Raw genomic sequence first — 13205 nt, forward strand, 5'->3', positions numbered from 1 at the left:
GTAGCGGCGGTGTCGCGCTCCTCAGAGACCGAGCTCGTGCTTGTAGAGACGCCGGTACTGCTCGCGGCGGCGCGCGACGTCAGCGACGTACTCGCGGGTCTCGCGGAAGGGGATGTCGCTGCGCGGATCGAACGCGGCCGCACCGCCGGCCCGCGCAACCCAGCGATCGACGTTGCTGTGACCGGCGTTGTACGCGGCGACGGCGAGCGTGACGTTGCCGCGGTAGCGGTCGAGCAGGTAGCGCAGGTACCAGCACCCGTAAGCGATGTTGATCTCGGGCCGCAAGAGGTCGGAAAGCACGAAGCTCTGGCCGCCCGAGCGCTCGGCGACGAACAGCGCCGTTTGCGGGGTGATCTGCATCAGCCCGCGCGCGCCGGCGTGCGAGGTGCGGTCGCGGAACTTCGACTCCTCGTAGATGACGGCCGCTACGAGCGCCGGGTCGAGCCCCTTCGCGCGCGCTTGCTCGCGGATGATCGCGGCGTACTCGAGCGGCAACAGCGCCCGCTCAAGCGAGGGGCGCAAAGGCCCCAGCGCAGCCACGACGGCGGCGACGCCGAGCACGAGCGCGGCCAGCGCCGCCAGCGTGCGTGTCGTGCGCCGCTCGAGCGAGCGCGCGCGACGGCGTGCGAGCTGGGCCCGCGAGCGTGCTAGCGAGGTGCCGGCCACGGCGCGATCTTGGCGAGGAGCGCGGACAACTCGTCGCGCAGCGCCTCCCGCGAGCCGTCGTTGCGTACCACGTGATCGGCGCGCGCCGCCTTCTCTTCTTGCGTCAGCTGCTGGCGTTCGCGCTCGGCGAGGGCGACTTGGTCGCGATCGGCGATGCGGGCGCGGCGCACGGCGTCGTCGGTGACGATAGCGACAGTCGCGTCGAAGGCACTTTCGAGCCCCGCTTCGAAGAGCAGCGGAACCTCGACCACGAGCGCGCGCGGCGGTGGCACCGCCGCCAGCGCGCGCGCCCGCCAAGCGGCGATCTCCTCACCGACCAGCGGCCACAAAAGCTCCTCCAGCTCTCGGCGTGCAGCAGGATCGTGGAAAACACGCGCGGCGAGAGCCGCCCGGTCGACGCGACCATCGCGCAGCACGCCGGGGCCGAAGCGCTCGGCGATAGCACGTGCGACGTCAGCGCGCTCGAGCAGCTCGTGCACTACGGCGTCGCTTGACAGCGTCGCCGCCCCGAGCTCTCGCAGCAGCTCGAGCGCCGTCGACTTGCCGGCACCGAGCCCCCCGGTCAGCCCGACGAACGGCGGCTCGGACGGCGGCGCGTGCGGGCGGGCGCCCCCCACCCGCCGTCAGGAAGCTTCGCCAGCAGCGTCGTCGGTTTGCCGATCCTCGTCCGCCGTCTCGGCGGCAGCCGCCTCGGCCTGCGCCGATTGCGCGCGCTCGACCGCGGCGCGCAGGTCGCCACCTTCGACGGTGATGTTGGCACCAGCGAAAGCACCGCTCGAGCGTGGCCGCCCGCCGCTCTTGCGCTCGCTCTTGCGCTCCCGCTGCTCGCTGCCGCGCAGCTCCTCGTCGACGCGCTTGATCGAAAGCGACAGGCGCCGCCGGTCGGAGTCGATCTCGAGGATCTTTACGCGCACGTCCTGGCCGGGCTCGACGACCTCTCGGGCATTGTCGACGTGGTGGGCGGCGAGCTCGGAGATGTGCACGAGACCTTCGACGCCGTCGAGAATCTCGACGAACGCGCCGAAGTTGACGACCTTGGTGACCTTGCCCTCGAGCACGTCGCCGACGTTGTAGGTGCGAACTACGCGCTGCCAGGGATCCTCTTGGGTCTGTTTGAGGCCGAGCGAAATGCGCTGGCGCTCGCGGTCGATGTCGAGCACCTTCACCGGCACCCGCTCGCCGACCTTGAGCACCTCGGACGGGTGGCTCACGTGGCCCCAGGACAGCTCCGAGATGTGGATCAGACCGTCGATCCCGTCGAGATCCACGAAGGCGCCGAAGTCGACGATGTTCGAGATCGTGCCCTCGACGATCATTCCCGGCTGGAGGCGGTCGATCACCTGCTGTCGCTGCTCACGCCGCTCTTCCTCGATTACCGCCCGTCGCGACAGAACGACGTTGTTGCGCGCACGGTTGAGCTCGATGACCTTGCAGCGAATCGTCTGGCCAAGGAAGCTGTCGAGATCGGACACGCGCCGAATGTCGACGAGCGACGCGGGCAGGAAGCCACGCACACCGAGGTCGACGATCAGGCCGCCCTTGACGACCTCGATGACCGGGCCCTCGATCGGCTCGCCCGCGGCGGCCGCCTGCTCGATCCGCCGCCAAGCCTTCTCGAAGCGCGCCCGCTTCTTGGACAGAACGAGGCGCCCCTCCTGGTCCTCCTTGGTGAGCACGAGCGCCTCGATCTCGTCGCCGAGCGAAACCTCGTCGTGCGGGTCGATGTTCTTGCGGATCGAGAGCTCGTTGAGCGGAATGACGCCCTCGGACTTGTAGCCGATGTCGACCCAGACCTCGTCTTGGTCGATGCGAACGACGCGTCCGGTGACCACGTCGCCCTCGTCGAAGGGGACGATCGTCGCGTCGTAGTTGGGGACTATGCGACCGTCGATCTCGAGGAGCAGGCCCCCCGAGCCCTCGACGGTGCGTGGCGCTGGTTCGGTCTCTGTCGCTGGCACTGGGCGCCTAGGGTAGCGGAGACGCGCCCCCTCGCGCCCTGCCGCGCGCACCTGCCACGCCCCGGCAGCGAGGCGCTTCTTGGCCCCCGGTAACCACGACGGTGACGGCTTCGTCGCTTGCGCGACGACTGTAACCTGCGCCCGTGCCCACGCGACGGACGAAGCGCGGAGCCGCACGCACGCCGCTCGCCGGCGAGTGGGACGTGCTCGTCTGCGGCGCGAGCTTCGCCGGTCTGGCGGTCGCGCGCGAGCTCGCCGGAACCGGTGCGCGCGTGCTCGTCGTCGACCGCTACGAGATCGGCGAGCGGGCGACGAGCGCCTGCGGGATCCCGACCTGCTGGCTCGAGGCGTGCGGTCTGATGGGCGCGCACCGACAGACGTTCGGTCGGCTCGTAATCCACACCCCGCTCGGCAGCGTTCGCCTCGAGCTGCCGTGGACTTTCTCGACTTTCGACTACCGCGAACTGTGCGATCTGCTCTGGCAGGGGTGCGACGCCGAGTTCGAGACGGCGACGGTGAAGGGTCGCACCGGCAACGTCGTGCACACCGACCGCGGCGACCTCACAGCGCCGCTGATCGTCGACGCGCTCGGCTGGCGCCGGGTGCTGGCAGCACGGGGATACCAGCCGCCGGACGCGCCGCTCTCGCGCGGTCTCGAGGTGCACCCACCGGGGCGTGGCGACGAGATGGAGGTATGGATCGACCGCTCCTACGTGCCGGCCGGCTACGGCTGGAGCTTCCCGGCCCGTGACGAGCTGCGGATCGGCGTCGGATCGTTCGATCCCCGCTACCACGTGCGCGAGCCGACCGTGCGCCTCGCGGGCGATGTCGGCCAACCGGCGGTGCGCTTCCAAGGCAACTGGATTCCCCACCGGCTGCGGGACGCCACCGAAGACGGTGTGTTTTTCGTCGGCGACTCGGCCGGTCACTGTCTGCCGCTGACCGCCGAGGGAATCCGCACCGCGCTGTACTTCGGCATCGCCTGCGGGCGCGAGCTGCGCGCCGTGGTGCTGGGAATGCGCACGCGCGACGAGGCGCTGCGGCGCTACCACGACTTCTCGGCCCGCCACGCCTGGAAGTTCCGCTGGATGCTGCGGTCGCAGCGCCTGGTGCCGCGCCTCCATCCGCGCGCGCTGTGGGGACTGCTGCGCACGCTCGAGCGCAGCGAGCGCTTCACCGCCTGGGCTTTCGACCACTACCTGCGCATCGCGCCGCCCGAGTTCGCGCGGCTAGCCCCACCCCCGGCGCCGCGCCGGAGAAAGTCAGCTGCGCACCACCAGCACCGTGCCGGCCAGGAGGAGCGCGACACCGGCCACGCGGGCGAGATCGAGCGGTCGCTGCTCGAGGCCGAACAGGCCCAGTCGGTCAACTAACACCGACATCGCCAACTGGCCGGCGATCGTCGCCGCCGCGACTCCGCCGGCCCCGATGGTGCGCACGCTGATCAGCACGCAGGTGACGTAGACCGCGCCGAGCAGACCGCCGATCAGGTAGTACCAGGGCAGGCCGCGCACGGCGCCGAGACGTCCGAACCCGCCGCCGACGAGCAGCGTCAGAGCGCACAGCGCGACGAGGCCGATAGCGAACGAGACCGACGCCGCCGCCAGCGCACCGACGCGCCGCCCGAGCACCGAGTTGATCGGCGCCTGAAGCCCGACGAGCCCCCCGGCCACCACTGTCGCCGCCACCGCCACGAGCTTGCTCACCGCTCCTCCCCCACGCCGGCTCCACGGCAAACAGGGGGCGCATTGCCCCGACGTGCACCTCTCACTTCGCCTCCAGCCAGTTGCGCCCCACCCCCACGTCGACAGCGAGCGGCGGGTCGATCGGCAGCGCGGCCACCATCTCGCGGCGTACGATCGCGGCGAGCGCCTCCGCCTCCGCCGCGGGCGCCTCGAACAGCAGCTCGTCGTGGATTTGCAGGACCAGCCGTGCTCGCAGACGCTCTTCGCGTAGCGCCCGATCGCAGCGCACCATCGCCACCTTCATCACGTCGGCGGCCGTCCCCTGGATCACCATGTTCACCGCCAGCCTCTCGCCGAGCTGCTGGGTCTGCCACTGGCGCGAGGCGAGCTCGGGGATCCGGCGCACACGTCCGAACAGCGTGCGCACCTGCCCTTCCCGCCGCGCCTGCTCGATCGTGCGGTCGATGAACGCGCGGATCGCCGGGAAGCGCTCGAAGTAGCGGTCGATGAACTCCTGCGCCTCCTCGCGCGGGATGTTCAGGCGATCGGCCAACCCGAAGGCCGAGAGGCCGTAGACGATGCCGTAGTTGACCATCTTGGCTTTCGAACGGGTGGCGGCGTCGGCCTTGTCGGGATCGGTGCCGAGGATCTCGGCGGCGGTCGCCGAGTGGACGTCAACACCGGCACGGAAGAACTCCTTGAGCCGCTCTTCCCCGGCGATGTGGGCGAGCAGCCGCAGCTCGACCTGCGAGTAGTCGGCCGAGACCAGCACCCAACCCGGCTCGGCGACGAACGCCGCGCGGATACCTTTGCCGAGCTCGCTCTTGATCGGGATGTTCTGGAGGTTGGGGTTGGTGCTCGACAAACGCCCGGTCGCCGTGCCCGTCTGGTTGAAGGTGGTGTGGAGGCGACCGTCGGGCCCGACGTAGGACGGCAGGGTGTCGATGTACGTCGACTTCAGCTTCGTGAGCTCGCGCCAGCTCTCGATCAGCGGCACGATCGGATGCTCGTGGCGGATCTGCTGCAGCACGCGCGCGTCGGTCGAAAAGCCCGTCTTGCCGCGTCGCTTGCGGCTGAGACCGAGCTTCTCGAAAAGGATGCGCGCGAGCTGCTGGGGCGAACCGATGGTGAACCGTTCGCCGGCGAGTTCCCAGATCTCGCGCTCCAGTTCGGCGATGCGCTCGGCGAGCCCCTCCGAGACCCGTTCGAGCTCGGCGACATCGAGCTTGATTCCCGCCCGCTCCATCGCGGCGATGATCGGGACGAGCGGCAACTCGACGTCGGCGAAAAGCTGAGCGAGACCGGCGCGTTCGAGCTCGGCGCGCTGGTGCTCGGCGAGCAGCGCTGTGAGCGCTGCGGCGCGGGCGACGGCGTTCCGGCGAGCGCGGCGCTCTTCATCGCCACCGCCATCCTCCTCGTTGTCTTTGCCGGGCGTGGCGGGCCTCGGCGCTTCGTCGACGCGCACAGCGATCCCAGCCGCTTGCGCTAGCTCCTCGAGCTCGTAGCGGCGGCGCAGCGAGTCGAGAAGCCAGGCGGCGATACGCGTGTCGTGGACGAGGCGGGGACCGAGGCGGGGATCGCTAGCCCGGCGCAGAAGCGGCTTCCAGTCGTGCGCGGCGACGCTCGCCCCGTCGAGCGCGAAAAGCAGCGCGTCGGCGCTCTCGGCGGTCGCCACCGCCACCGGTCCGTTCCCGGTCCAGGCGGCGACCGCGAGCTCGCTGTCGCTGCCGTCGTCAGCGACTGCGACGGCAAGGGGGCCCATAGCGCCCGCGCGCTCGCGCAGCTCGGGCAGCGGCACCGCCTCGGTGGCGACGGCGATGCCGGCCTCGTCCTGCGGAGCGTCGCCGGCCGCGCCTTCCCCCAGCGGACCGAGCGCCTCCTCCAGCCGCCGCAGGGGCTCGCGCAGCTCGAAGCGCATGAACGCCTCGCGCAGGCGCCCGCGGTGGGGCTCGGGAGGGGCGAGAGCGGCTGGGTCCAGCTCGACCGGAACGGTGTCGACGACCGTCGCGAGCTGCTTCGAGACACGCGCGTCTTCGGCGTGAGCGCGCAAGTTCTCGCGCCGCTTCGTACCGGAAACTTCGTCGACGCGCGCGAGCACCTCTTCGAGGCTGCCGAAACGTTGCAACAGCTCGGCGGCCGTCTTCTCGCCGATACCTGGGACGCCCGGAATGTTGTCGGAAGTGTCGCCCTTGAGCCCCACGAAATCGGGAACCAGCTCGGGCGGGATGCCGTAGCGCGCGACCACCGCGTCGCGGTCGTAGAGCTTGGTCTCGGTGATGCCACGCGCGGTGGCGAGCACGCGGATGCGGTCGTCGACGATCTGGAAGAGGTCGCGGTCGCCGGTGACGACCAGGACGTCGAGACCGGCGCTAGCCGCCCTCCGCGCGATCGTCGCGATCACGTCATCGGCTTCGTAACCGTCGACACGCAGGTTGCGAAAGCCGAAAGCCTCGACGATCTCGGGCAGCGCCGGCAGCTGCTGTTGCAAAAGGTCCGGCGTTTCGTCGCGCTGCGCTTTGTAGTCGTCGTAGAGCTCGGCGCGTCCCGACGTGCCGCCGTCCCACACCACCAGCGTCGGCTGCAAGCCATGCTCCTGGACGAGCTTCACGAGCATCGACGCGAACCCGAAGATCGCGTTGGTCGGCTCGCCGCGCGACGTTGCGAGATCTTCGGGCAAGGCGAAAAAGGCACGGTACGCGAGGCTGTTGCCGTCGATCAGGACAAGCTCGCGCGTGCCGTTCCCAGCCACGCCGCGAACCGTACCGCCGCACCCCGCCGACCGGTCGGTCGCTCGCCGCCCCCCGAGCGGCGGCGCAGCCGGCGAGCGACGCTCGCGGCGGCACACGCGCAAAAACGGGAGGAGAAGCCGCGTCGCGCAAGTATCCTGCCGCCGATGGCTACACCTTCCGCTCAGTACTCCGTCACACTCCGCGTCGAGCTGCCACACGGCGGGGTGCTGAGCAAGGTAACCGCCGCCATATCGCGCGCCGGCGGGGCGATCGTCGCGGTCGACACGGTCGAGGCGAGCGGCGATTCGACCGTCCGCGAGATCACCGTCGAGTGCACGAGCCCGCAACACCGCGGCGAGGTGATCACGGCCGTCCAAGCGGTCCGCCAGGCACGCGTACTCGAGATCACCGATCGCACGTTCGAGGTGCACCGTGGCGGCAAGCTGCACACCGGCCTCAACCACCCGATCAAGACGCGTGACGACCTGTCGATGGCCTACACGCCCGGGGTCGCGCGCGTCTGCATGGCGATCGCCGAGAACCGCCAGAAGGCGTTCAAGTACACGATCAAGGGCAACACCGTTGCGGTTGTGTCCGACGGCACGGCCGTGCTCGGGCTTGGCGATATCGGCCCCGAGGCGGCGATGCCGGTCATGGAGGGCAAGGCGATGCTCTTCAAGGAGTTCGCCGACGTCGACGCGTTCCCGATCTGCCTGGCCACCAAAGACGTCGACGAGATCGTCGAGACGGTGAAGCGGATCTCGCCCACCTTCGGCGGCATCAACCTCGAGGACATCTCGTCGCCGCGCTGCTTCGAGATCGAGCAGCGCCTCGTCGAGGAGCTCGACATTCCCGTCTTCCACGACGACCAACACGGCACCGCGATCGTCACGCTGGCCGCGCTGATCAACGCCTGCCGACTCACCGGCCGCCGTTTGAGCGACCTGTCGGTGTGCATGGTCGGGGCGGGAGCGGCCGGTGTAGCGGTGGCGAAGATCCTCATGCAAGCTGGCGTCACCCGCATCGTCGCCTGCGACCGCTTCGGCGCTATCCACCGCGAACGCGAGGACTACGTCGCCGGCAAGATGAACGCGCCCAAACGCTGGCTGGCCGAGAACACCAACCCCGAGTGCCGGGCCGGCAAACCGAGCGACGTGATCGAAGGCACCGACCTCTTCATCGGGCTGTCCGGCCCCGGCATCATCAGCGCGCGCGACTTGCAGAAGATGAATCCCGAGCCGTTCGTTTTCGCGATGGCCAACCCCGAGCCGGAGGTACGCCCCGAGGAGGCAGCCCCCTACGTGCGCGTCATGGCCACCGGCCGTTCCGACTACCCGAACCAGATCAACAACGTGCTCGCCTTCCCGGGCGTTTTCCGCGGGGCGTTGGACGTTCGCGCCGAGCGCATCACGGACGAGATGAAGCTCGCGGCCGCGCGCGGCATCGCCGAAGTCGTCGGCGACGACGAGCTTGACGAGGACTACATCGTGCCGAGCGTGTTCAACCGCGACGTGGTGCACGCCGTCGCGGAGGCGGTGGCGCAGGAGGCGCTCCGCAGCGGTACGGCTCGCGCGACGACGCCGCCGGAGGCCCGGCGCCCCGCCGCGGTCGCTTAGCGCACCCGCGATCCGCCGTGCGCTCCGGGCCCGCGCGGCTCGCAGCGGCGCACCCGAACGCACCACGGCTTCGCGCTCCGCGCGGCGCCGGCGATTTGAACCTTGAACCGCAGTGCGGCGTCGTCCGTAATCTGCGTGTATGCGCGTCCTCGTCACCGGTGCTAGCGGCACGATCGGCTCCGCCCTTGCGCGGGCGCTCGCCGCGCGCGGCGACACTGTCATCGGGCTGAGCCGCAACCCGGCGCGGGCAGCAGCACGGTTGCCCCAGCTCGACTGGCACCGCTGGGATCCGCCGGCAGCGCCACCCCGGCAAGCGCTGGCGGGCTGCGACGCGGTCGTCAACCTGGTCGGCGAGCGCATCGACCAGCGCCTCACGGCCGCAGCCAAGGAGCGGATCCGCACGAGTCGGATCGACGCGACCAACGCGCTCGTCGACGCGCTCGCCGCGCTTCCCGACGGGGAGCGGCCGCGCGCGCTCGTGAGCCAGTCGGCGGTCGGCTACTACGGCGACCGGGGCGACGAGGAGCTCACCGAGCGAAGCGCTCCCGGCGACGACTTTCTCGCGCGGGTGTGCGTCGACTGGGAGCGTGCGGCGCAACGCGCCGAGGGCGCGGGCGTGCGCGTGTGCGTGCTGCGCACGGGGCTCGTACTCGACCGCAGCAGTGGCCTGCTCGGGCGCCTTTTGCCCATCTTCCGGCTGGGCCTGGGCGGCCGCGTCGGCAGTGGCCGCCAGTGGATGCCGTGGATCCACCTCGAGGACGAGGTCGGACTGCTTTTGTGGGCGCTCGACCACGAGGTGCACGGCACGGTGAACGCGACGGCGCCCAACCCTGTGCGCAACGGCGAGTTCACCCGCACGCTGGCGCGAACGCTGCGCCGACCGGCGCTCTTCCCGGTCCCGCGCGCGGCGCTCGCGCTCGTCTTCGGGGGCGAACTCGCCGCTGTGTTGGTCGCCAGCCAGCGCGCTCTGCCGGCGCGAGCGCTGGAAGAGGGTTACCGCTTCCGCTGGCCCGATCTAGACGGTGCGCTCGAACACCTCGTCGGCCGGTCGCCGCGCTGACCCGGTCGCCGCGCTGACAGTTACCGCGTCGTTAACAGGTAGCTGGGCGTGGTTGGCGCGCCGGCCGCCGCTAGCTACCAAGTTATTTACGTGGGTGTCCAGGTTGCAACGCTTGCCGACATTGGAGCGACGGTACTGCTCACCGTCGTGTGTGGCGCTCTCGTTTTCTCGCCGTGGCTCGCCCCACTCGTGGCGAGCGCGTTCGCCCGCCTCGCGCGCTCCCGGCGTGACAATGCGACCGACGGCGATGCGCCTACGCCTGAAGCGCCCGACGGCCTGCCGTTAGCCGGCGAGGAGGCGGTGCGCGAACGTCTCTACCGCTCGCCGCGCGTCAGCTCGTGGCGCGGCGACCGTAGCCCTCGCCGGCTGCGCATCGCGATGCTCGCGCCGCCCTGGATCGAGGTCCCGCCTCCCGGCTACGGCGGGATCGAACTGGTCGTCGCGCAGCTCACCGACGCCCTTGTCGAGCGCGGTCACGAAGTCACGCTCTTCGCCGCGCCCGGTTCGCGCTCGCAAGCACGTGTCGTAAGCCCCCTCGAGCGCCCCTACCCGCGCGCGATCGGCCAGGCGCTCGAAGAGGCCGACCATGTCGCGAGCGCGCTGGCGGCGATCGAGGCCGACAGCGCCGGTTACGACCTCATCCACGACCACAGCGGTTTCGTCGCTCTCGCCTTCGCCGACCGCTTGCGCACCCCGCTTTTGCACACTCTCCACGGACCCTTCGACGAGCGCACCTACGGCTTCTACCGACGTCACGGACACAAGGCGCCGCTCGTCGCGATCAGCGCCGCGCAGCTTCGCACCGCACCGCCAGGGCTGCGCGTCGTCGGCGTGATCCCGAACCCGCTGCGCACCGACGAGTGGCCGTTCGCCCCCGACAAGGACGACTACCTGCTCTGGATCGGCCGGATGGCGCCCGTCAAGGGCCCGCACCGGGCGATCGCAGCGGCGCGTCGCGCCGGCCGCCCGCTGGTGCTGGCCGGGCCCGTGCAGCCGGGGCAGGAACAGTTCTTCGCCGAAGAGGTCGAGCCGCACATCGATGGCAAGAGCGTCCGCTACGTCGGCGAGGTCGGAGGGGTCGAGAAGCAGCGCTTGTTCGCCCGCGCCAGCGCGCTGTTGATGCCCATCCGCTGGCCCGAGCCGTTCGGCATGGTGATGATCGAGGCGCTCGCCTGCGGCACACCCGTTATCGCCTTCGCCGAGGGGGCAGCAACCGAGATCGTCACGAACGGCGAGACAGGTTTCCTCGTCGCCGACGAGGAGGCGATGGCTGCCGCCGTCGGGCGGCTCGACGAGATCGACCCGGCACGCTGCCGCGAAGTCGTGCGCGAGCGCTTCGACGTCGCCCGCGTCGCCGAGGCGTACGAGTCGGCCTACAGGTTGGTGGTGGCCGGCGCAGGCGTGGACACGAGCGTCACACGCCGGGCGCCGACGCGCACCCCGCGCAGCTCGATCCGCTCCGCGCGGTCGCACACAAGCGCGTCCGTGCGCGCCCCGGCGGAGGCCGGCTCGAGACCCATCAGCACCCGCACGACCAAGAGACCTGCACCTGCGGCCCACGCCTGAGGGCGCGACGAAGTGGGGTACTCGACGGGAACCGCGGTCAGCGATCGCGGGTAGCCGGCGTAGACCTCTGGCAGGGTGAACGCGAACGGCTTCGCGGCGTCGACGAGGGCGCAGGCGATCGCCGTAGCCTCGTGCGCGAAACCGTAGCGACGCAGCCCATGCGCGACGAGCGCGCTGTCGTGCGGCCAGACGCTGCCGTTGTGGTAGCCGACAGGGTTGTAGGCGAGCTCGTCGGCGGCGAGCGTCCTGATGCCGAACCCGCTCGACAGGCGCTCGGAGGTGATCAGCTCGGCGAGCCGCGCGGCGCGCTCGGGTGGGACGATGCCGCTCCACAGCAAGTGCCCGACGTTCGACGTCAAAACGTCGCACGGACGCTTGTTGCGATCGAGCGCGAGGGCGTAAAAACCGCGCTCGTCGAGCCAGAAGGCCGCGTCGAACTGGCGGGCGAGGTCGGTGGCCTGCGCCTCGAGCCGTTCGGCGAGCGCGGGGTCGCCCCACACCTCCCGCGCCAGGCGCGCGCAGCGGCGTTTGGCATCGAACACGTAGCCCTGCACCTCGCAGCTCGCGATCGGCGGTTCGGCGATGCTGCCGTCGGCGAACACGATCGAGTTCCAGGAGTCCTTCCAGCACTGGTTGCGCAAACCGCGCATCGGGTTGCGGGTCGCGTACTCGACGAAACCGTCGCCGTCGCGATCGCCGTAGCGGTCGATCCAACGCAGCGCGGCGCGGGCGTTCGGCTCGAGCTCGCGCACCAAGACGTCGTCGCCCGTCCAGCGGTGGTACTCGTCGAGCAGCACCAAGAACAACGGGGTGGCGTCGGCCGAGCCGTAGTAAGGCGAGTGCGGCGAATCGCCGAACGCGGCGAGCTCGCCCGAGCGCAGCTCGTGGATGATCTTGCCTGGCTCGGCGTCACGCTCGGGGTCGTCGCTGGTCGCCTGCAGGGCAGCGAGCGTGCGCAGCGCTGCGCGCGCGAGGTCCGGCAGAAAGGGCAGCGCCTGGTAGCTAGCGATCAGCGTGTCGCGCCCGAACAGCGCCATGAACCAGGGCAGGCCGGCCGCTGGCAGCTCGACGGCGCCGGTGTGGCGCGGGCGGAAACGGAGCGCGGCAAGGTCGGCGATGCTCGCGCGCCACAGCTGCTCCAGCTCGGTCCAGTCGGTGGTGAGCTCGGGCGCCTCGCGCTGCCACTGCTCGCGGCGGGCGCGTGCCGCCGCGAGCGCAGCGGCGAAAGTGGGGCGCTCGCCGCTGTCGCTGCTGCGCCCTTCCCCGAGCGGTCGGAAGTGGAGCTCGAGCCGGGCCGAGCCGCGCCCGGCGAGCTCGATCGGGATGCGCAAGCCGCGGCCGTCGAAGCGGGGCTGTACGGTGACGGCGGACGCCACCGCCGCACCCCCACTGGCACCGTCGCCGCTGTCGCCGCCGGTTTCGGGAATGACCGCCAACTCGACCCCGCGCTCGAACTGCTCGCGGCGGTAGCGCAGTAGCAGTCTGTCGCCCAGGATGCGCCTCTCGGCCGGGCGCGGCCGCACCGCACCCTCCTTGACCTCGAACAGGTCGGCGAAGTCGGCGTCGATCTCGACCTCTAGCTCGACCCTGGTGCGCTGGGGGGTGTGGTTGAAAACGGTCAACTGTTCGACCCACTCCTCGCGCACCACACGCTCCCGGATCACCGACAGGCGCGGGTCGTCGAACTTGCGTCGCGCCGCCGGCACGAGAAAGAAGCGGGCGTGGAGGTGGCGCTCGCTGCTCACCGACAAAGCGGTCAGATCGCTGCCGTCGACCCGCAAGCGGAAAAGCGACAGGACACGGGTGTCGTCGACGTAGAACCCGTGGTCGGGGTTGCGGGAAGCGTCGATATCACCGACGCCGTCGGCGACGACGAACGTCGACCCGTCGAGCACGCTCACAGTGGAACTCGACATGGGCGGCCA

The 13205-nt window shown here is 70.6% G+C and carries 9 protein-coding genes and 1 pseudogene; 4 read left to right on the forward strand and 6 right to left on the reverse strand.

The features are described 5' to 3' along the window. Positions 1-21 precede the first annotated feature (21 nt). The 3 genes from JDY09_RS05975 to rpsA are packed head-to-tail and all read right to left on the reverse strand — an operon-like array spanning position 22 to position 2570. Complete coding sequence (locus JDY09_RS05975) at positions 22-666, reverse strand: lytic transglycosylase domain-containing protein (protein ID WP_274716016.1); 645 nt, start codon at positions 664-666, stop codon at positions 22-24. After that, positions 648-1283, reverse strand: a complete 636-nt coding sequence (gene coaE, locus JDY09_RS05980) for a dephospho-CoA kinase (RefSeq protein ID WP_274716017.1) — start codon at positions 1281-1283, stop codon at positions 648-650. Before coaE ends, JDY09_RS05975 begins: the two co-directional genes overlap by 19 nt. Before the next feature lie 6 nt (positions 1284-1289). Continuing rightward, entirely contained in the window at positions 1290-2570 is a 1281-nt protein-coding gene (rpsA, locus tag JDY09_RS05985) for a 30S ribosomal protein S1 (RefSeq protein ID WP_428837470.1), read from the reverse strand. 197 nt (positions 2571-2767) lie between these two features. Between rpsA and JDY09_RS05990 the strand changes: the two genes are divergently transcribed. Beyond that, on the forward strand, positions 2768-3997 hold the full coding sequence (locus JDY09_RS05990; RefSeq protein WP_274716019.1) for an NAD(P)/FAD-dependent oxidoreductase: 1230 nt from the start codon (positions 2768-2770) through the stop codon (positions 3995-3997). On the opposite strand, the gene JDY09_RS05995 is transcribed toward JDY09_RS05990, so the two are convergent. Together JDY09_RS05995 and polA are read right to left on the reverse strand one after the other, a co-directional pair. Next, positions 3887-4330 carry a DMT family transporter gene (locus tag JDY09_RS05995; protein ID WP_274716020.1) on the reverse strand — a complete coding sequence of 148 codons (444 nt, stop codon included), beginning with the start codon at positions 4328-4330 and terminating at the stop codon, positions 3887-3889. The genes JDY09_RS05990 and JDY09_RS05995 overlap by 111 nt on opposite strands. Positions 4331-4391: 61 nt before the next feature. Then, on the reverse strand, positions 4392-7058 hold the full coding sequence (gene polA, locus JDY09_RS06000; RefSeq protein WP_274716021.1) for a DNA polymerase I: 2667 nt from the start codon (positions 7056-7058) through the stop codon (positions 4392-4394). 144 nt (positions 7059-7202) lie between these two features. On the opposite strand from polA, the gene JDY09_RS06005 reads away from it, so the two are divergent. The 3 genes and pseudogenes from JDY09_RS06005 to JDY09_RS06015 form a co-directional block, all read left to right on the forward strand. After that, the gene (locus JDY09_RS06005) at positions 7203-8654 is read left to right on the forward strand and encodes an NAD-dependent malic enzyme (protein ID WP_274716022.1); all 1452 of its coding nucleotides are present in this window, start codon (positions 7203-7205) and stop codon (positions 8652-8654) included. A 139-nt stretch (positions 8655-8793) separates the two neighbouring features. Further along, positions 8794-9714 carry a TIGR01777 family oxidoreductase gene (locus JDY09_RS06010; protein WP_274716023.1) on the forward strand — a complete coding sequence of 307 codons (921 nt, stop codon included), beginning with the start codon at positions 8794-8796 and terminating at the stop codon, positions 9712-9714. Between the two features lie 378 nt (positions 9715-10092). Continuing rightward, positions 10093-11037, forward strand: a pseudogene (locus JDY09_RS06015) (glycosyltransferase family 4 protein); the annotation flags it as partial. Between the two features lie 50 nt (positions 11038-11087). Here the strand turns inward: JDY09_RS06015 and JDY09_RS06020 are convergent. Continuing rightward, the gene (locus JDY09_RS06020) at positions 11088-13196 is read right to left on the reverse strand and encodes an amylo-alpha-1,6-glucosidase (RefSeq protein WP_274716024.1); all 2109 of its coding nucleotides are present in this window, start codon (positions 13194-13196) and stop codon (positions 11088-11090) included. Positions 13197-13205 lie beyond the last annotated feature (9 nt).

Origin of the sequence: Thermoleophilum album (genome assembly GCF_028867705.1) — a bacterium.
GTDB lineage: Bacteria > Actinomycetota > Thermoleophilia > Solirubrobacterales > Thermoleophilaceae > Thermoleophilum.

Excerpts from the sequence above, each read along its gene's own strand:
- JDY09_RS06005 (WP_274716022.1), top strand. The coding sequence starts at position 7,203 with ATGGCTACACCTTCCGCTCAGTACTCCGTCACACTCCGCGTCGAGCTG.
- JDY09_RS06010 (WP_274716023.1), top strand. The coding sequence starts at position 8,794 with ATGCGCGTCCTCGTCACCGGTGCTAGCGGCACGATCGGCTCCGCCCTT.
- JDY09_RS06020 (WP_274716024.1), bottom strand. The coding sequence starts at position 13,196 with ATGTCGAGTTCCACTGTGAGCGTGCTCGACGGGTCGACGTTCGTCGTC.